8 protein-coding genes are annotated in these 21,144 nt (G+C 64.2%); 6 read left to right on the top strand and 2 right to left on the bottom strand.

What is annotated here, in order from left to right; all coding sequences use genetic code 11:
- Positions 1–13 precede the first annotated feature (13 nt).
- From JF542_RS06425 to JF542_RS06450, 6 genes are all read left to right on the top strand, one after another.
- Positions 14–853 carry a sulfotransferase family protein gene (locus JF542_RS06425; protein ID WP_207075174.1) on the top strand — a complete coding sequence of 280 codons (840 nt, stop codon included), beginning with the start codon at positions 14–16 and terminating at the stop codon, positions 851–853.
- Positions 854–1,171: 318 nt separating this feature from the next.
- Complete coding sequence (locus JF542_RS06430; RefSeq protein ID WP_207075175.1) at positions 1,172–1,699, top strand: calcium-binding protein; 528 nt, start codon at positions 1,172–1,174, stop codon at positions 1,697–1,699.
- A gap of 312 nt (positions 1,700–2,011) precedes the next feature.
- On the top strand, positions 2,012–2,806 hold the full coding sequence (locus JF542_RS06435; RefSeq protein WP_207075176.1) for a sulfotransferase family 2 domain-containing protein: 795 nt from the start codon (positions 2,012–2,014) through the stop codon (positions 2,804–2,806).
- 9 nt (positions 2,807–2,815) lie between these two features.
- Positions 2,816–4,111 carry an O-antigen ligase family protein gene (locus JF542_RS06440; protein WP_007802561.1) on the top strand — a complete coding sequence of 432 codons (1,296 nt, stop codon included), beginning with the start codon at positions 2,816–2,818 and terminating at the stop codon, positions 4,109–4,111.
- A gap of 92 nt (positions 4,112–4,203) precedes the next feature.
- On the top strand, positions 4,204–4,983 hold the full coding sequence (locus tag JF542_RS06445; protein ID WP_207075177.1) for a sulfotransferase: 780 nt from the start codon (positions 4,204–4,206) through the stop codon (positions 4,981–4,983).
- A gap of 53 nt (positions 4,984–5,036) precedes the next feature.
- On the top strand, positions 5,037–6,971 hold the full coding sequence (locus tag JF542_RS06450) for an acyltransferase family protein (protein WP_207075178.1): 1,935 nt from the start codon (positions 5,037–5,039) through the stop codon (positions 6,969–6,971).
- Positions 6,972–7,039: 68 nt separating this feature from the next.
- Here JF542_RS06450 and JF542_RS06455 read toward each other — a convergent pair whose 3' ends face one another.
- Both JF542_RS06455 and JF542_RS06460 read right to left on the bottom strand, forming a co-directional pair.
- A complete protein-coding gene (locus tag JF542_RS06455; protein WP_207075179.1) occupies positions 7,040–10,222 on the bottom strand; it encodes a family 16 glycosylhydrolase in 3,183 nt (1,060 codons plus the stop codon).
- A 374-nt stretch (positions 10,223–10,596) separates the two neighbouring features.
- Entirely contained in the window at positions 10,597–20,826 is a 10,230-nt protein-coding gene (locus JF542_RS06460; RefSeq protein ID WP_207075180.1) for an Ig-like domain-containing protein, read from the bottom strand.
- Between the last annotated feature and the right edge of the window lie 318 nt (positions 20,827–21,144).

Raw genomic sequence — 21,144 nt, forward strand, 5'->3', positions numbered from 1 at the left:
GAGATACAGCCTCTTGTCGACCGACGCCAAACTGCTTCCCGACTTCATCATCATCGGTGCCATGAAATGTGGCACGACGACGCTCTATCGCTATCTCGCCCTGCATCCCGAGATCGACATGTCGCGGGACAAGGAGACCGACTTCTTCGTCGCCGAGAAGAACTGGGGCAAGGGCCTTGGCTGGTATTCCAACCAGTTCACCCATGCCGATCGCGTACGCGGCGAGGCGAGCCCGAATTACACGAAATGCAAGGATTTTCCCGGCGTCGCGCAACGCATCTCCGAGACCTGCCCGGACGTGAAGCTGATCTACATCGTGCGCGAACCTGTCTCCCGGGCGGAATCGCAGTTCCGGCACAGCTTCATCATGGAGGGGCTGGAGAGCGACCTGCAGGGCTTCGAGGACAGCCGCCAGTATGCGCATATCCTCGACTCGAGCCACTACGCGCGTCAGGTCGAGGAGTATCTGCGGTTCTTCCCGAAAGAGGCGTTCCTGTTTCTCGATTTCGACGAACTCCGGCGCGACCCTCAGGCCGTCATGAACAAGGTCACGGACCATGTCGGCGTGTCGCGGATGCAGATCGAGGATCTCGGCAAGCAGAACGACAGCGCCGAGCTGTCGCGTGTGCCGGGTTTCGTGCTGCGGTTCGCGAGCAGCGCGCTCGGCCGACGCTTGGCGGGCCTGATGAGCCGGGATCTGCGCAACCGAATCCGCGGCGGGCTCGCGTTTCAGAAGGCGCGTGTGCCCCCCGGCTTTTCCGAAGATCTCAAGGTCCGGATGCAGAGTGACCTTGACGACGACAGCGCGCGCTTTCGCGAGATTTCCGGATTGTCTCTGAGCGGCTGGCGCTGACGGCGGCTGCAGGCTCCTTCGCAGCCTGATGTGTGGGGAAGCAGTGATCCCCGAGAGGTCGAATCCGACGCCGATTTCACCTTGGGTGGCGTGACGATCGAAATTTCTCCTATTGAGGGAAAGTGGGGCAAAAACTGGGCGGACTGTGTCTGATTTGGAATGCTTTCAAAATAGGCATGAGAACTTCAAGATATTGATAAGGTTGTGTTAATTTAGTTCCATCAAGTTATTGTAAGTCGTCGCGGGTTTTTGATTGCGGCAAATTTGGGGCGGATGTATGCTCAAAATTGTTAATTGGTTCAAAAAAGGATGATTCCGATGAGCATTTTGTCTAACGGAAATGAGTCGATCATCGACTCGAACGGCGATACCTTCATCAATGGCGCAGGCGGCGACGACTTTATTAACGGCGCAGGCGGCGACGACTACATCAAGGGCGGCGTCGGTAACGACCGTCTGAAAGGTGGCTGGGGCGACGACGCCATGGCCGGCGGCGAGGGCAATGACACCCTTGCAGGCGGTGCAGGCAACGACACCCTCGGCGGTGGCGAAGGCGACGACGTGCTGAATGGCGGCACGGGCGACGACGTTCTCTACGGCGGCCCGGGCGACGACATCATGGTTGGTGCCGACGGCGCTGACACGTTCGCCTTCACCACGGTGTCCACCGGCACCACCAAGATCGTGGATTTCGACATGGCCGAAGGCGACTCCGTGCGTCTCGAAGGCGGTGTTACCGCGACCGGCTACACCGAGACCTCGAACGGTATCCTTGTCGAGCTCGACAACGGCGGCTTCATCAACATGATTGGTGTGAGCGGAGCTGACTACGACGACATCTTCTGATTTCGAAGATCGTCAGGCCAAAATTTCGACACCCCCGGGTTTTCCGGGGGTGTTTTTTCATGTGATACGCCCTTCGCGCCCAGGCCGCGGCCGATCCGTGCCTCGGGTGCTACAGTTGCACGGACTGTTTCCTTATTGGGCGAAATTTGCACATCATTTACGCGCAGTTATCCTGTAGAAGGAGCCCGCGTACGGTCGTCATGACAGCGCGGACATTTTGAGCATAGAAAAACCTGTGGCCCGAATTGGCGGGCACGCATCACAGGAACAGGAGAGCGGTATATGGCGCGCAAGGCTCCTTTCAGGGAACGCATGACCAGACGGTTGGCCATCGCCTCCGGTCGCGGACGACGTTCCTTTCCCGGCGCCGCGCCGAAACATCGCAGCGTCTACCTGCACCTTCCCAAATGTGGCGGGACCTCCCTGTCGGAAGCGATGTACGCCACGGTGCCGGTGAACCAGCGCATCGGCGTGATCGATGCGGTCTCAACCCGGCGGGCGCTTGCGATCGAGGCCTTCGACAAGGATGACGCCTTTCTCTGCCACGAGGATCTCGACACCGGGCAGATGGTCTTCGACCTGCGCGAAACCATGATGCTGCAGCACATGGCGTGGGACACCATGCTGATCCACGGCCATGTCTTCTGGTCCGACAAGGCCGAACGGCATTTCGGAGACACCTACAAATACGTCACCATGATGCGCGACCCGGTGGCGCGCACGGTCTCCAACTTCCGCATGGCGCAGCGCACCGGGGTCGTGGCCGGCGGTATGGACGAGTATCTCGCCAGCGATGTCGCGAAGCGGCATGCCAGGGTCTTTCTGCGCTATCTCGCGAGCCGCAACGATATTCCCGACGCAGACCTCCCGGCGGCGATCGAGCTCGCCAAGTCGCGCGTGGAGAAATTCGCCCTGATCGGCTTCCTGGACGACATCGAGAGTTTCTTCTCGCGCTACCGCGAGATCTTCGGGGTGTCGCTCCGGATGTCGCAGCTGAACTCGGCACCTGACCGCAAGCCCGACATTCCCCAAGCCGAGATGGAGGCCCTCCGCGCGCTCTGTGCCCCGGATCTCGAGATCTTTGAACACGCGCGCAGTCTGCGCTGAGCGACCGATATGGCGGCCACCGAGCAGATCACCTACGGCGCACCTGATGACACCCGCCCGGGAGAACAGCTCTGGGCGCTGATCGATTCGACCTTGCTGGTTCTGACCATCGCCGCCAGCTCCGACATGCTGGTCAAGCTCGGGCCCGTGCAGACCCTGAGCTGGCTGCTGTGCTACGGGCTGACCTTGCTGCGTATCGGGATGATCTTTCCGCAATTCTTGGCGCTGGCCGCTGGCAACAAGATCGTCTTCGTCTACCCGTTCATTTGCCTGTCCTCGGTGCTATGGTCGTCGGCCCCGTCCGAGAGCCTCGTGGGCGGCATCCAGCTGCTGATGACATGCATCATCGCGACCTTCCTCGGCTGGCGCTATTCGCTCACGCTGATCATCCGCGCGGTCGCTGTCATCCTCTCGGTGGCCGCGGCCCTGTCGCTGCTGCACTGGGCGACCGGGATTTTCCCGTGGCCGGCCTTCACCCGCGCTGGCGGTCTGGCGGGGATCTTCTCGCACAAGAGCATGCTTGGCCTGCGGGTGCTGATTGCCGCGCTGGCCATCCTCGCGCTGTGGCTGATGCCGACGCGGACCATTTCGCGGGTCTCGAAACGCTGGCTGCTGCTCGCCATGGCGATGGTGCTGATGTCGCTGGCGCTGTCGCAGTCGGCGACGGCGCTGCTTCTGCTGCCCGCAATGGCCTATGTGCTTTTCTTCCTGTGCCGGGACCGGACACCGCCGATGGTGGTCGTCCTGCTCTTCGTGGGGGCGATGGTGATCTTTGCCATCGCGCCGCTGGTGCTGACGGTGCTTGGTTACGATCCGGTGACCTTCGTGCTCAACGCCGTCGGCAAGGACGCGACGCTGACCGGCCGCACGGAAATCTGGGAGGTGGCCGGCGAGGTGATCGGCGAGCATCCCGTACTTGGCGTCGGGTTCGGGGCGTTCTGGAAGGCCTCGGAATTCTCGGTCCTGCGCCTGGCGACGCAGCATGCCGGGGCCATCACCAGCAGCTCGTTCCACAATTTCGCGCTGGAGATCCTCGTCTCGACGGGGCCGCTGGGGCTGCTGGCGGTCGCCGGCTTGATCGGTGCCGGCCTCTACCGGCTCGCCGCCCTTCTGTCGCTCACCGGATCGGTGGCGGCGGCGATCGGAATCGTGCTGCTGCTCACCTTGGTCGCGACGTCGTTCCTCGGGCCGGCGCTTTATCGGGGCCACGACTTCGCGATGGTCATGGTCGTGATGCTTGTCGTCAGCGCCCGCGAGGACATGCGCACCGCCCGCGCCGCGCTCGGCAGGGGGCAGGCAGGCTGATCTACCCGTCCGCGCGGCTGCGCGGCCCGTGATCCGCACACTGCGGATCGAACTGAACACGATTTTTGAGACGGATTTGGAAGAAGGACAGGATGAGCATGGCATATCAGGGCGACTCCCTCATCAAGAAGGTCCTGCAGACCCCGTTCAAGGCGATCGGCTACAAGATCGTGCGGCTCAAGCCCTACGAAGAGCTTTCGACCCCGTCACGCGCGGACACCGGGTTCACGAAGCTGTTCTGCATCGGCTTCAACAAGACCGCGACGACGACCGTCGAGGCGGTGCTGCGCGAACACGGGTTCCGCCTGCCCAAGCAGGTCGATCAGGAGGTGCTGCTGCGCCCGGTGCTCGACTACAAGCGGCTCGATCTGCTGAAGGGCTTTGTCGAGGAATACGACGCGTTCCAGGATCTGCCGTTCTCGCAGAACCGGACCTATATCGCTTGCGATGCGATGTTTCCCGGCTCCAAGTTCATCCTGACGCTGCGCGACCCGGAGAAATGGGTCGAGAGCTACATCCGCTATTACCGCGACGAGTTCGAGGTCCCGGTCGATGAGGCGCCGAGCGAGGCGATGTTTCGGGATCGCAACCTGTATCTCGAAAAGGGTTACGTCTACGACGTGCTGCGCCGGCTGCTGACCGTCTACGAAGACGGCAAGAGCGTCACGCGCTGGGATCTCGCCTTTGATCGCGACTTCCTGAAGGAGATCTACACCCGTCGCAACGCCGAGATCATCTCGTACTTCGACAGCCGCCCGGATGATCTTCTGGTGATTGACCCGACCTCGGAGCCGGACACTGGACGGCTGCTGGCCTTCCTCGGCATCAGCGGCACCGAGCCCGGACCGTTTCCCAAGCTCAACGCGCGCTGATCCCTCATGCTTGCCGCCCGCCGCCCCCAGACAAGACGAGAGATAGGTCTCAGATGAAACTCGGATATCGCCCGGAAATCGATGGCATGCGCGCGATCGCGGTCAGCGCGGTCATTCTCTATCACCTCAAGATCCCTTTCGGCGACGGAAGCCTTCTTGCCGGCGGCTATCTCGGGGTGGACCTGTTCTTCGTTCTATCCGGCTATCTCATCACCAAGATCATCCTGATCGAGTTTGACGAGGCGGATCGTTTTGACGTGGTGCAGTTCTACTGGCGCCGTGCCCGGCGCATCCTGCCACCGCTGCTTCTGGTGATGCTGGCGACGATCCCGGTCGCGTGGGCGATCCTGTTGCCGACCGAGATGGAGCGCTTTGCCAAGTCGCTGTTCGCGGCACTCGGGTTCTACAGCAATTTCTTCTGGTTCTTCGAGCTCAACGATTACGGCGCCCAGTCCGGTCTGCTGCAGCCCTTCCTGCACACCTGGAGCCTGGCCATCGAGGAGCAGTTCTATCTCGTGTTCCCGGTGGCGCTGCTGGTGCTCTACCGGTGGCTCGGTCGGCACCGCATCGGTGTGATCATTGTTGCGTTCATGATCCTGAGTTTCGTGATCTCGCAAGTGAGCACCGCATTTGTGCGCGAATTCTCGTTTTTCTCACCGGCCAGCCGGGCGTGGGAAATGCTCGGCGGCTCGCTTCTGGCCTACATGTCGCTGCGCGACCCAGACGCTTTGCGCGGCTCGAAAGCCGCGCGGGTGATTCCGTCCCTCGCGCTGCTGACGCTGCTCGCGTCACTCTGGAGCCTCAAGCTCAGCGACATCTCGCATCCCGGCTACATGACCATCCCGGTCATCCTCGCGACCTGCGCGATGATCTGGTTCGCGGACCCGCGAGAGCCGGTAACGCGCCTGCTGTCGACGCGCCCCTTCGTTATGGTCGGCAAACTGTCCTATTCGCTGTATCTCTGGCATTTCCCGATCTTCGCCTTCGGGCGGCTCAATTCCATGGGCGAGGCGCCGGGACTCGAGATGCTGGTCTGGCTCGCGCTGACGATCCTGTTGTCGTGGCTCGGCTATCTTCTGGTCGAGAAACCGCTGCGGTTCCGTGCCTCGCCACGGCTCTTCGTATCGACCATGACGGCGTGTCTTGCCGCGGTTCTGGTGTTCTCGGCAACGACGCTGGTTCAGAATGGCTTTGCGAACCGGCTGGGCGATCTCGCCGCGATCTACGGTGACAACGATTACGACAACGAGGCGCTCAAGAACGCATCCTGGTCGGTTCTCGACGACATCGCCGGGGACGAGGTCGTGACGGCCGACAATGCGCATGGGCCATCCCGGTCCGAGGCCGAGAACCTGTGGTTCCGCGATTCCGACAAGACCCATGTGCTGATCCTTGGCAACTCGCACAGCAAGGACATGTTCAACGCGCTTTACCTCAACGGAGATCTGTTCCCCGATCACGAGTTTGCCCGGTTCGGCCTCGGGGACGACTTCCCGCAGAGCCAGATCGAGACGCTGCTGGCGTCGCCGAATTTCGAGGCCAGCGACCTGGTGCTGATCGCGCCGCGCTATACCGAGATCACCATGTCGCGCCTTGGCGCGCTGATCGACGCGATCGGCGGGGCGGGCAAGCGCGTGGCGCTGGTGGGAAACACCGTCGAGTACCGGCTCGAGAACGGGCTGCCGGTGTTCGACTGGTACGTGCGGCGCGAGCAGGCAACGCCGGACGCGGAGGTGGTCAACCACCTCGGCCACAACTATGAAATTGCCCGCGGCGAAGAGATCAACGCGTCGGTGCGCGCTGTCGCAGAGGAAAAGGGCGTGCCCTATCTTTCGCGCCGCGACCTGTTGTGCAGCGATGCCGAGGAAAGCTGTGCGCTGATGACGCCGGACGGGCGCAAGGCGCTCTATGACTACAGCCACTGGACGCTCGAGGGCGCCCGGCATTTCGGCGCCCTCGCGGCCGAGCGGAACTGGCTGTCCGACTAGCGCGTCCGGGGCCAAGCCCTCGTGGCCCCGGCCACCGGCGCCGAGGGGCGCACGGGGCAGGGGCCCGCTCAGACCGAGAGCAACGCGTGATCGGCGGTCAGGATGAGGTCCCGATCGAGATCGAAGTCGGCGATGTCGACATTCCGCAGCCGGGCGAAGTTCACGATCAGCTTTGGGTCGTCGGTCATGGGACCGTCACGGTCGACCGACAAAAGCAGGTCATTGTTCTTCTCGCTAAGGATGAGGTGGTCGCGGACGAATATCTCGGCCAGCTCGCTCTGGCTCGCCCCCTCGACCTCGAGCGCCGCGACCAGCCCCGAAAGGTCGATTCTGTCCTCGCCCGGCAGGAAATCGATCACCGTGTCGGCGCCGAGAAACTCGTACTCCCAGGACGCGGCGTCGGGCGCATCCTCGCCACTCTCCTCGGCTGCGGTCACCGCGGCGTCATGGTCTCTCTGGCTCGCGCGGTTGCGGGCCACGACCTCCCAGTCGCGGGCATAGATGCTCGTCTGAAAGACGAACACGTCGGCATCGAGGCCGCCCTTCAGCTTGTCCATGCCGTGACCGCCATCGAGCGTGTCCTTGCCCGACGAGCCGTAGAGCTTGTCATTGTCGCGGCCGCCGTCGAGGACATCGTCGCCGGAATTGCCGTTCAGGTAATCGTTTCCGGCCCCGCCATACACCAAGTCATTGCCGCCGCCGCCGACGGCGTAGTCCCGCCCGGCGCCGGCCAGCAGGATGTCATGCCCCGCGCCGCCCTCGAGACGGTCGTTGCCGTTCTCGGCAAAGATCAGATCGTCGCCCTTGCCGCCGCGCAGCTTGTCATCGCCGGTTCCGCCGAACATCCAGTCGTCGCCGTTGCGGCCCTCGATCACGTCATCGCCGCCGAGTCCGCTGAGAATGTCGCCGTGGCGGTTGCCGTAGATGCCATCGCCATCGGCGCCGCCGGTGATCCGCGAGGGCGCGTCCCCGGCCACGAGGTTGCCGTTCGCCTTTGGCGCGGACACCTCCTCGTAGTCGTCGGCCGGCTCGAGCTCTCCCGCGGCGACGTCGAAGGGGTCTTCGACGGGCAACGCGATATTACTTGCCAAGAGCTCCGACACGGTCACGTCCCGCAGCGTGATGCTGTTGTCCGCGTCGAACTCAAGAACGGCATCTCGGCCCTTCTGTTCGAACGCGGCAAGCGCCTCGGCCGCGGAGGCAAAGCCGGTGCCGAGAAGCGAGAGCGTGTCATCGCTGCCGAAGGAGAGGATGGTGTCGTGCCCGTCGCCGGCGCGGTAGCCCACAAGGTCCGCGCCGCCGCCTAGCTCGAGATGGTCATCCCCCAGTCCGCCGTAGAAGGTTGTGCCGAGCGCGTTGCCGGTCAGCCGGTTGCCAAGCGCATTGCCGTAGAGCGCCACGTCCACGGTATCGTCATAGAGCTTGGCATTCTCGAGATTGGCACCCAGCGTGTAGGCGTCGATGTCGAACAGGCTGTAGACCAGATCGCCGTTCGCATCGTCGGTCCTGTAGGTCTTGTTGAGCACCCTGTCGCGAACGAGGACCGTGTCCACGCCCGCATCGGCTTGCTCGCGGATATAGGTCGCGCCGTTCAGTTCGTAGGTGTCGTCTCCAAGCCCGCCTGCCAGCTCTTGGGCGCGCAGCACCGCGAGGGCGCCGGCATGCTGGATCTGCGCGCTGAGATAGTCCTCTCCGTCGGTTCCGAGGTAGGATTCCGCGGTGAGCTGGCGGATGCGCGACGCATAATCATGGCCCTTGCTCTGCGGCGCGACCACGCGCACCGATGCTTCGGTGATGCTGGCGATATCGGTGTTCTCGAAGATGATGGTCTGCGGCGCAAAGGGGTAGGCGCCGTTGATCAGCCACGCGTCGGTGCCGACTTGGGTCAGCGTCGCCAGCGCGGCGGCGCTGTCGGCGAAGTTGAAGCCTTCGAGCACGAGGGTGTCGCCTTCGCCCGGATCGAAGTCGGTGATGATCTTGTTGCCCTCGCCGTGGATCACGCGGAAGGTATCGGCGCCCGCGCCGCCGGTGAACTGGTCAAACCCGCTGCCGCCGTAGATGACGTTATCGAGCGCGTTTCCTGTCAGCACGTCGTCACCGGTCAGGTCGCGGCTCTGATGGTTGCCCGCGTCGGTCAGGGTGCGTGTCTGCGCCTCGTCTTGACCATAGATGTAGACATCCGCAGCATCCGGGACCGTCTCGTCATCCGGTTTCAGCGCATAGACCTTGATGTAGTCGACGTCGAGGCTGCTTTCGAAGGGGGCGTTGTGGTCGTCATCCGGGTTCCAGGCGAAGCTGCCGCCGAACTGGTTCCAGAGCACGAAATACATGTCGGTGGTGACATCATCAGGGGTCTGGGTCCGGAAGATCTCGTGCATGTTCGAGGAGTCGGTGCCAAACAGGAACGAGATGTGGTCCGGCGTCCACTCTATGCCGTAGGTGTAGAACTCTTCGTGGATGTCGACATCCTCGCCGGTGACCTCGTCGAGCTCCACCAGGCGCTTGTAGACGTATTTCTCGTTGTTGTCGGGATCGTGGAGCGCCTCTCCCGGCGAGGAGCGGGTCTCGCCCCAGCCGAACTTCTCAAGCATCGCCTGATTGGCGCTTTCCCACTGCTCGCCATAGACGTTGGTGATATCGGTGGTGCTGTCATGCACCGCCTGATCAGCCTCTTCCCCGATGCCGTAGTCGTTGAAGAGCACGTTGGTCCAGATCGCATCGTCGATGCCCCGGCCATTGGTGCCGTCGTAGCGCCCCAGCGCTTCCATGTTGATTTCTGGCGGCCAGCCTTCGTGGGCGCTGGTGAGCCAGGGCGCCGAGAGATGCCCGGTGCCGGCGGGCATCTTCACGCGCACCTCGTAATATCCATAGCTCTCGGCCCAGCTTTGGTGCAAGCTCAGCATCCCGGTGAGATACTCTATGTCCGAGGCATTCTGCGCGCCGGCCATGACATATGGGCTCGCGTCGAGCGCCGCCTGGATGTCGTCCTGCTTGGCCGGATCGATGCGCGAGACGTTGATGCTGAGGACGCCGTCCTCGACGGTGAAGGGATCGAGTCCGAGGTTGTTGCCCTCGGCATCGGTGAGGTCGGGATCACCAAACAGCGAGAACTTGCTGTTGTGGACCCGGTTGCCCTTTTCCATATCCGTGGACCAGAGGCCGCTGATCCCGTCGTGAAGGTTCAGATCCTCTTTCGCCCCGTCAAACTCTTCATCGACGATGAGCTTGTAGTTTTCGAAATTGACCGTCATGCGCGCCTGCCCCGCATTTTGTATGGCTGAACCTCCCTAACACAACCTTGAGCGATTTGGCTCGAACCACAATGAACGCGACCGGTTCGCGGCCATGTGTTGCCGATGTTCGACGCATTCCTAGGCGAAGCGGGCACATGTGACGGCACTGCGGAGGGTGCACGCACTGGCATATCACTTTGATGTTATATGCTCGGCAAAGTTGTTTTTGCGTTCGCGCAGGCCGAATTCACGGCAGCGGACATCTGGGCCTGCTGCGCAACGCGGCTCGGGATCAGGGAGTTTTGCCTGTAAGGAGATAGGGCTGCGCCTCTGGCCGGTCGGCGAGGGTGCAGAGAAGGCGGGCCCCGGTTTTCCGGGGCCCGCCTCGATGATCAGAACAGCGACTCGACCTCGAGCACCGTGAGCCCCGAGAACAGGATGGTGCCGCCATTGTCGAGCGTGGCCAGCGCATCCGAGCCGACCGCGACGACGCTGGCGAGCGCGACGCCGCCCGCGTTGATCTGGTCCTGAGCCATATCGAAGTCGGAGATCCGCGAGGCTCCGGTGCTTCCCGACTTGAAGCGGAACTCATCGCTTCCGAACCCGCCGACCAGCAAGTCGTCGCCAGCGCCGCCAAAGATCGTGTCGTTGCCGTCCCCGCCGATGATGGTGTCGTTCCCGGCATTGCCGAACAGGCGGTCTTCGCCGGATTGACCCTTGATGAGGTCGTCGCCGGAACCGCCCAGGACGATGTCGTCGTCATCGCCACCGAAGATGGTGTCGTTGCCGCCATTGCCGCGCAGCAGGTCGTTGCCGGCGTTGCCTCTCACGACATCGGCCCCGGTTCCACCGGACGCAGTATCGTCGCCAGCGCCGCCGAAGAGGCTGTCATCGCCGGTGCCGCCGAGCAGCTTGTCGTTGCCGACATTGCCATTGAGCAGGTCGTTGCCGCCGCCACCAGCGAGGGTGTCGTCGCCAGCACCGCCGATCACGGTGTCGTCGCCCGCGCCGGCGAGGATGCGGTCGTCGCCATCGTTGCCCTTGACCGAGTCCTCTCCGGAGCCGCCCTTGACCTCGTCGTCTCCGTCGCCGCCGAAGATGATGTCGTCTCCGCCGAAGCCGTTGATTGTGTCATCGCCGTCGCTGCCGGTCAGACCGTCGCTGCCGCTGCCGCCAGAGACATCGACGCCGCCCGTTGCCGTTGCATTGACGTCCATCGTCACGGTCGCGGTGGCGGTGCCGCCGTTGCCGTCGCGAATGGTGTAGGTGAAGCTGTCGGTTCCGGTGAAGCCGGCATCGGGGGTGTAGACGACCGTATCGTCGCTGGGATCGCCCGGCGTCAGGTTGTCATCGGTGGTTACGGTGCCGTTGCTGCCCTGGGTGACACTGTCGATGTAGAGCGTATCGCCATCCGGATCGCTGTCGTTGTCGAGGACGTCGATGCCCATCGGCGCGCCGGCCACCGTGAACTCGCTGTCGTCAACGGCGATCGGGGCGTCGTTGACCGGATCGACCGTGACATTGACCACCGCTGTGTCCGTCCCGCCATTTCCGTCATCTACGAGCAGCGTGAAGCTGTCGCTGCCGAAAAAGTCGGGAGCAGGGGTGTAGATCAGCTCGCCCAGGGCGTTGAACGTCGCCGTCCCGTTCGTCGGGCCGGTCTGCACGCTGTAGGTCAGGCTGTCGCCATCCACGTCGGTAGCGGTCTCGAAGGGCACTACCACGCCGGTATCCTCGTTCGTGGTGACGCCGAAGTCGCCATAGACCGGGGCGTCATTTGCCCCGTCGATGGTGACGGTGACAGTGGCCGTGTCGGTGCCGCCGTTGCCGTCGCTGATCGTGTAGGTGAAGCTGTCGGTGGTGGACGCCCCCACCGCGAGATCTTCGAAGGCGCCGTTCGGGTCGTAGCTGAACTCGCCCGTCGCGCTGTTCAAGGTCACCGTGGCCCCTGAGGGCAGCAGCACCGGCGTGTCGAAGAAGCCCGCGTCGGTGCTGGCGACCCCGGCAAACGCAACGATGGAGATCGTATCGAGATCCACGTCGGTATCGTTCACCAGCGGCGAGCCGAGATTGGCCGCCGGGCCGTCCTCGGAGACCGAGCCTGTATCATCGACCGCGACCGGCGCATCGTTCACGGCGATGACATTAAGGCTGACCGTCGCCTGATCGGTGCCGCCATTGCCGTCCGACGCCTCGTAGGTAAAGCTGTCCGGCCCGTTGTAGTCGGCATCCGGGGTATAGGAGATCGTGCCGTCGGACTGCAGCGTCAGGCTGCCGTTCGAGACGTCGCTGACCAGCGCGTAGGTCAGGCTGTCGCCGTCCGGGTCGCTGTCGTTGCCGGCCACCGATCCGGTAAGCGTGGTGTCCTCGAAGACAACGGCAGCTTCATCGACCGCGTCGGGCGGGGAATTGGCCACATCGTTATCGGTGATCGTCGCCTGGCCCGAGGCCAGCAGCGCCGTCGTGTTGGCGTCACGCAGCTGCAGGAAGAAGCTCTCGTCACCCTCGACGATGGCGTCGTCGACGATGCCGGTCGAGACCGTCGTGGTGGTCTGGCCCGCGGCGAAGGTGAAGGGCAGGAACAGGCCAGCAGTGTAATCCGCCGGGTCCGTCGCGCTGCCATCGGCGAAGCCCACGGTCAGGACATCGCTCTCCACGCTGGTATCGCCGCTGCGTGTGACGGTGAAGGTCGCAGTGCCCGCGCCCTCGTCGACGGTGATGTCGCCGATAGAGAAGCTCGAGACCGGGCCCGCCACGGTGATTTCAACCGTCGCGGTGACGATCCCGCCTTGGCCGTCAGCGAGATCATACTCGAAACTGTCGAGTCCGGAGAACCCGGCGTCGGGCGTGTAGGTGAAGCTGCCGTCGGCGAACAGCAACGCGAAGCCGTTCGTCGCCTGCGCGAAGGTCGCGAGGATCAGCGGATCGCCGTCGATGTCGAAGTCGTTGTCGAGCACACCTGCCGCGGGAACGTTGAGCACGGTCTCGAAACCGGTGGAATAGCTGTCATCGACCGCCACCGGCGCATCATCGACCGAGGTCACGGTCACCGCGACCGCGGCGGTGTCGGTGCCGCCATTGCCGTCGCTGATCGTATAAGTGAAGCTGTCGGTGCCGTTGAAATTGGCGTCGGGGGTGTAGGTGATGGTGCCATCGGCCTCGACGGTTGTGGTGCCGTTGCTGCCATTGGTGGCCGAGGCCACGCTGAGCGTGTCGCCATCCACGTCGCTGTCATTGGACAGCACCACGACGTTGACCGCGTTGTCCTCTGCGGTCACCACGGCATCGTCCACCGCAACCGGGGCGTTGTTCACCGAGGTCACGGTCACTGCGACCGCGGCGGTGTCGGTGCCGCCATTGCCGTCGCTGATCGTATAGGTGAAGCTGTCGGTGCCGTTGAAATTGGCGTCGGGGGTGTAGGTGATGGTGCCATCGGCCTCGACGGTTGTGGTGCCGTTGCTGCCATTGGTGGCCGAGGCCACGCTGAGCGTGTCGCCATCCACGTCGCTGTCATTGGACAGCACCGCGACGTTGACCGCGTTGTCCTCTGCGGTCACCACGGCATCGTCCGCCGCGACCGGATCGTCGTTCACCGGAAAGACAGTGATCTGCGCCGTCGCCTGATCGGTGCCGCCACGACCGTCCGACACCTCGTAGGTGAAGCTGTCGGTTCCGTTGAAGTCGGCATTGCCCCGATAGCTGAAGCTGCCGTCGGAGTTGAGCGTCAGCGTCCCGTTGCTGACATCCGAGACCAGCGAGACGGTGAGCGGATCGCCATCTGCGTCGCTGTCGTTTTGCAGCACGCCAAGGGCGGCATTGGCCGATCCGTTGGTATCCTCGCTGACGCTGTAGAGATCGTTCCCTGCCACGGGCGCGGTATTGGGCGCTGGCAGAGCCAGGACGACGTTGTCCAGGCTGCCGACATCGACGCCATTGAGGTATTCGCCGCGGATGTGCAGGCTCTGCAAGTCCGCCATGACGGCGTCGATCTGCGCCTGTGTCGCCACGCTGCCGCTCTCGGAGTTCAACCGCCAGTCGGAGCGGGTGTCCATGAAGGCGCTGAAGCTGCCCCAGTTGCCGTCAGCGGCGCCAATGTCGAGCACCAGCGTCAGGCCGGCCCCGCTCAGGACCAGGTCGCCGGCGCCGTTCGCGGCCCCTCCGCTGCCGGTGCTGCGCAGGTCGAAGCTCAGCGTGCCGCCGGAATAGGCGCTCCGATCGCCAAGATAGGCGGCGGGGGCGACCCAGTACCAGTAGGGCCCGGTCGCGAGGTCCGTGGCCTCGATATGGCCGTCGGGGTTGCCGCCCGAGGCGACCCATTGCAGGCCGGTGACGTCGCCGGTGACGGTCCAGCCTTCCAGGTCCGTGTCGAAGGTCGAGACGATATCCGCCAGCGCCGAGACGCTGACATCGACCGTCGCGGTGTCCGTGCCGCCATTGCCGTCGCTCACCGTGTACGTGAAGCTGTCGGAGCCGGTGAAGCTGGCATTCGGGGTGTAGGTGATGGTGCCGTCGGCCTCGACGGTGGTGGAGCCGTTGCTGCCATTCGTTGCCGAGGCCACGCTGAGCGTGTCGCCGTCCACGTCGCCGTCATTGCCCAGAACGCCGATATTCACCGCCGTGTCGACGCTTGTGGCGGCGACGTCGTCTATGGCGTCGGGGGCATCGTTGACCGGGCTGACCGTGACCGCCACAGCCGCCGTGTCGGTGCCGCCATTGCCGTCGCTCACCGTGTAGGTGAAGCTGTCGGTGCCGTTGAAATCGGCGTCGGGCGTGTAGGTGATGGTGCCGTCGGCCTCGACGGTGGTGGTGCCGTTGCTGCCATTGGTGGCCGAGGCCACGCTGAGCGTGTCGCCATCCACGTCGCTGTCATTGGACAGCACCGCGACGTTGACCGCGTTGTCCTCGGTGGTGACAACCGCATCGTCGATCGCGACGGGATCGTCGTTCACAGGGGCAACCGTGATGGTGACGGTGGCCTGATCGGTGCCGCCGTTGCCGTCGGAAACCTCGTAGGTGAAGCTGTCGGTTCCGTTGAAATTGGTCTGCGGGGCATAGGCCCAGACGCCGTTCGAGACCGGGGTAAGCGTGCCGTTGCTGACGCCCGAGACCAGCGAGTAGGTCAGGCTGTCGCCGTCGGGGTCGCTGTCATTGCCGGTTACGTCGATGTTCTGCGTGCCGCTGTCCTCGTTGCGGTTGACGCTGTCGTCCCCGGCGACCGGGGCGCTGTTCGACGGGCCGGACACGGACACGGTCACGGTTGCGGTGTCTGTCCCGCCATTGCCGTCGCTGATCGTGTAGGTGAAGCTGTCACTTCCCGAGAAGCCGCCATCGGGCGTGTAGACGACGCGGTCGTCGCTGGCATCTCCGGGCGTGCCCATATCGTCGATGCTCACGGTTCCGTTAGAGGCCGTTCCGACGCTGTCGAGCATCACCGGATCGCCGTCGACGTCGCTGTCATTGGCCAGCACGTCGACGCTCACCGGGGTCGCGGCGGCGGTCGAGCCGCTGTCGTCGGTGGCGACGGGAGCGTCATTCACCGGGCTGACAGTGACGAATACGGTGCCACTGCGCGAGCCGCCGTCGCTGTCCTCGACGGTGTAGCTGAAGCTCGCGGTGCCATTGAAATCGGCGTTGGGGGTGAAGGTGACGGTGTTGTCGCTCTCGATCACCGCCACGCCGGCGCCGGTGGTGCCGACGGCGGTCACGGTGAGGGCGGTGCCGTCCTCGACATCGCTGTCATTGGCCAGCACGTCGATGTTTACCGCCGTGTCCTCGTTGGTCGTCGCGCTGTCGTTGGCGACCGTCGGGAGGTCGTTGACCGCCGCCACCGCGACCGTCACCGTGGAGGTGGCGGTCTCGAACCCGTCGCTGACGATCACCTCGAAATTGGCGGTGCCGTTGAAGTTGCTCGCCGGGGTGAAGCGCACGAAGCTGGCGAAGAGCAGCAATGTGCCATTGGTCGCGTTCTGCACGCCGGTGATCGACAGCGGGTCGCCGTCGGGATCGCTGTCGTTGATCAGCAGATCGGCCAGCGGGATGTCGATGAAGGAGTCTTCATTGGTGGCGACGCTGTCGCTGACCGGCTGCGGCGCATTGTTGAAGGCGTAGCTCTGATCGTCGAACTGCAGCACACGGACATTGGTCAGCACGTCGGTGCCGTCAGGCCCCGTCACCGTCGAGGCTGAGCCGTCTCCGGTGATCGTATAATCCGCAAGATCGCCAGAGAACACCGCAGTGTCGGTGCCGGTGCCGCCGTCGATGCTGTCATCGCCGCCGCCGCCGCGGATGGTGTCGTCGCCTGCGCCTGCGTCGACGGTGTCGTTCTGCTCTCCGGCGTCGATCGTATCGTCGCCGTCACCGGCGTCGATATCGTCCTCGCCGGCCAGCGCCACGATGGTGTCGTTGCCGGCATAGCCCTCGATGGTGTCGTTGAGGATCGTGCCGACGAGGCTGTCATCGCCCGGCGAGCCGGTGACCAGCGATCCGGTCAGCCCGTTGGCCACCACGACGTCGCCATCGGCGAAGCGCAGGCGCTCGACATTGTAGACCACGTCGGTGCCGTCGCCGTTGCCCGTCAGATTGATGACCTGAAGGCCGGTCGCGGTGCCGACGATGGAATAGTCGCCGCGGTTGCCGCGGTAGACCGCCACGTCGCCATCGCTGCCCGAGCCGGAGTTGTCGTCGCCGCCGTCGATGGTGTCGTCGCCGGTACCGCTATAGGCGTTCTGGTGGAAGATGTCGTCCCCATCACCGCCGAGCAGGGAGTCGTTGCCGTTGTTGCCCTCGAGCGAGTCGTCGCCCGTGCCGCCGAAGATCGTATCGTCCCCGTTGTTCCCGGCCAGAGAGTCGTCATCGGCACCGCCGTCGATGGTGTCGCCGTAGCCTGAGCCGCGCACGGTGTCGTTGCCGGCCCCGCCACGCAGGTCGTAGCTCAGGTTGCCGTTGTTGTAGTCGTAGCTGCCGTGATCCTGGATGGTGTCGTTGCCATCGCCGCCCTCGACGGTCACGTTGCGGGCGTTCACGGCATCGTTGTGGTAGTTGTAATAGCGGATCGAGTCATCGCCGGTGCCACCGTCGATGCTCTCGCCCGAGACGTACCACAAGCGGTCATTGCCGTCGCCGGCGAGGACGGTGTTGTTGCCCTCCTGGTCCAGGATGGTGTCGTCACCGGCGCCCATGTCGATGCTGTCGTCGCCGCTGTCGCGGTTGCCGTCGTAGGAGTAATCGTTGCCGTCGCCGCCCTCGAGCGTGTCGTTGCCATCGTCGCCATAGAGCGTGTCGTCGTCGCTGCCCCCGACGACACTGTCATCGCCCGCGCCGCCGAAAAGTGAGTCCGTGCCCGCGTCGCCTTCAAGCGTGTCGTCGCCGTCATTGCCGTTGACGATATCCGCCCCGTCTCCGCCAGAGATCGAGTCCGCATCCTCGTCGCCATTGATCGAGTCGTTGCCCGCGAGGCCGTTCACGGTGTCATCGCCGGCCAGCGCATCGATGGAGTCGTCGCCGGCGGTGCCGTCGAGGCTGTCGGCGCCGGGTGTGCCGGTCACGATGGTGCCGAGCGTCAGGCCCGACACGGCGACATCGCCATCGCCGAAACGCAGGGTCTCGACATTCGAGACCGTGTCGTCGCCGTAGGTTCCGGTGCGGTCGACGACCCTGAGGGTGCCGCCGCCATTGTCGAGTATGAGGTAGTTGGACCGGTCTCCGGAGAACTGTGCAACGTCACCGGAGGTTTCCCCGCCGGAGCCGCCGTCGAGGCTGTCATTGCCCTGATCGCCCACAAGCGTGTCGTCACCATCCCCGCCTTCGAGCGTATCGTCGCCCCTGCCGCCCGACATCGAGTCGTTGCCGGTGCCGCCGGTCATGCTGTCGTTGCCATTGTTCCCGGCCAGAGAGTCGTCGTCGGCACCGCCGTCGATGGTGTCGCCGTAGTTTGAGCCGCGCACGATATCGTTGCCGGCCCCGCCGCGCAGGTCATAGCTCAGGTTGCCGTTGTTGTAGTCGTAGCTGCCGTGATCCTGGATCGTGTCGTTGCCATCGCCGCCCTCGACGGTCACGTTGCGGGCGTTCACGGCATCGTTGTGATAGTTGTAATAGCGGATCGAGTCATCGCCGGTGCCACCGTCGATGCTCTCGCCCGAGACGTACCAGAGACGGTCGTTGCCATCGCCGCCGAGGACCGTGTTGTTGCCGTCGGCGTCATAGACGGTGTCGTCGCCCGCGCCCATGTCGATGCTGTCATCGCCGCTGTCGCGACCGCTGTTGTAGGAGTAATCGTCGCCGTCGCCGCCTTCGAGCGTGTCGTCGCCATCGTCGCCGTAGAGCGTGTCATTCTCGGTGCCGCCGCTGAGGAAGTCGTTCCCGAGGCCACCGCCGAGCTCATCCGAATCCGCGCCGCCCAGCAGCGAGTCATTGCCGCCGTTGCCGTTGAACGTGTCGTTGCCGCCAAGGCCCGTGGCGGTATCGTCGCCCTCACCGCCTTCGAAGGTGTCAGCGCCGCTGGTGCCGGTGAAGTTGGTGCCCGGATTCGTGCCGATCACCACGTCCTGATCGGTGAAGCGCAGGATCGAGACGCCGGTGATGATGTCGGTGCCTTCCCCGACCACCGTCGCCTCGCCGAGCGCACCGGTGGTGATGGTAAAGCCCGCGCGGGCGGAGTTGAAGTATGCGATGTCGCCGCCGCCGCCGGGGGTGCCGCCGTCGATGGTGTCGTCGCCGTTGCCGCCATAGAGCTCGTCGAGCCCGGCGCCACCGAGCAGCGAGTCGTTGCCGTTGTCACCGAGCAGCGTGTCGTCACCATCGCCGCCCTCGAGCGTGTCGTCGTCATTGCCGCCCGACATCGAGTCGTTGCCGGTGCCGCCGGTCATGCTGTCGTTGCCACTATTGCCGGCCAGCGAGTCGTCGTCTGCGCCACCGTCGATGGTGTCGCCGTAGCTTGAGCCGCGCACGGTGTCGTTGCCGGCCCCGCCACGCAGGTCGTAGCTCAGGTTGCCGTTGTTGTAGTCGTAGCTGCCGCTGTCCTGGATCGTGTCGTTGCCATCGCCGCCCTCGATGGTGACGTTGCGGGCGTTCACGGCGTCGTTGTGATAGTTGTAGTAGCGGATCGAGTCGTCGCCCGTGCCACCGTCGATGCTCTCGCCCGAGACGTACCACAAGCGGTCATTGCCGTCGCCGCCGAGGATCGTGTTGTTGCCCTCGGCGTCGTAGACGGTGTCGTCGCCGGCACCCATGTCGATGCTGTCATCGCCTGTATCACGCGTGCTGTCGTAGGAGTAGTCGTTGCCGTCGCCGCCTTCGAGCGTGTCATTGCCGTCGTCGCCATAGAGCGTGTCGTCCTCGGTGCCACCGACGACACTGTCATCGCCTGCGCCGCCGAACAGGGAGTCCGTGCCCGCGTCGCCTTCGAGCGTGTCGTCGCCGTCGCCGCCGTTGACGATATCCGAGCCATCGCCGCCGGAGATCGAGTCCGCATCTGCGTCGCCGTTCAGGGAGTCGTTGCCGCCCAGCCCGTTGATCGTGTCGTCGCCTGCGAGACCGTCGATGGAATCGTCGCCCGAGGTACCGTCGAGGCTGTCCCCGCCGGCGGTGCCGGTGCTGGCGGCGCCCAGGGTCAGGGCCGAGACCGCGATATCGCCGTCCGAGAAGCGCAGGGTCTCGACATTCGAGACCGTGTCGTCGCCATAGGTGCCGGCGCGGTCGACCACCCGCAACGTGCCGCCGCCATTGTCGAGAATGAGGTAGTTCGCCCGTACCCCGGTGAACTGAGCGACGTCGCCGTTGGTCTCGCCGCCCGAGCCGCCGTCGAGGAGATCATCGCCACGGTCGCCCTGAAGGATATCGTCTCCGGCCTCGCCCTCGAGCGTGTCGTCGTCATTGCCGCCCGATAGCGTGTCGTCGCCGGTGCCGCCGGTCATACTGTCGTTGCCACTATTGCCGGCCAGCGAGTCGTCGTCGGCGCCACCGTCGATGGTGTCGCCGTAGCTTGAGCCGCGCACGATGTCGTTGCCGGCCCCGCCGCGCAGGTCATAGCTCAGGTTGCCGTTGTTGTAGTCGTAGCTGCCGCTGTCCTGGATCGTGTCGTTGCCATCGCCGCCCTCGACGGTGACGTTGCGGGCGTTCACGGCGTCGTTGTGATAGTTGTAGTAGCGGATCGAGTCATCGCCCGTGCCACCGTCGATGCTCTCGCCCGAGACGTACCAGAGCCGGTCATTGCCGTCGCCGCCGAGGATCGTGTTGTTTCCCTCGGCGTCGTAGAGTGTGTCGTCGCCAGCGCCCATGTCGATGCTGTCGTCGCCGCTGTCGCGGTTGCTGTCGTAGGAGTAATCGTTGCCGTCGCCGCCGAGGATGGTGTCGTTGCCATCATCCCCGTAGAGCGTGTCTCCCTCGGTGCCGCCATCGATGCTGTCGTCGCCATCGCCGCCATGCAGGATGTCGACCCCGGAATCGCCGATCAGCGTGTCATTTCCGGCGTCGCCCTCGACGGAGTCGTTCCCGGCGCCTGCTTCGACCGAGTCGTTGCCATCCAGAGCGTTGATGATGTCATTTCCGGCGAGACCGTTGATGGTGTCGTCGCTGTTGGAGCCGGGAAGGGTGTCGTCGTTGGACGTGCCGGTGAAAATGGGCATCGAAATAAACCTCGCAGTCGAAATGGCGCGATAAAAAATGAAGAAATTTCGGTAGAGTTTTCGTGATTAGCGTGATTCGATCAAGGTCAATCTTGTCAACAATGTGGCGCCAGTTGACGCATTATGGTTGCTCTGGGGCATCATGTATCACGCTGTGGTGGTTTTCCGGCCTGGTGCTGGCGCCCGCTTCGCGCTGTGACCGATGGATCGCTGCGGCAAGCTGATGACCCGCGGCCGGCCCCGGTGGGCAGCAGGACACCGTCGGACAACACGTCGTCACATTTCGCAGGCTGGACGGCTGCGACCCGATGCCCGGGG

Origin of the sequence: Salipiger bermudensis (assembly GCF_017309175.1) — a bacterium.
GTDB lineage: Bacteria > Pseudomonadota > Alphaproteobacteria > Rhodobacterales > Rhodobacteraceae > Salipiger > Salipiger bermudensis.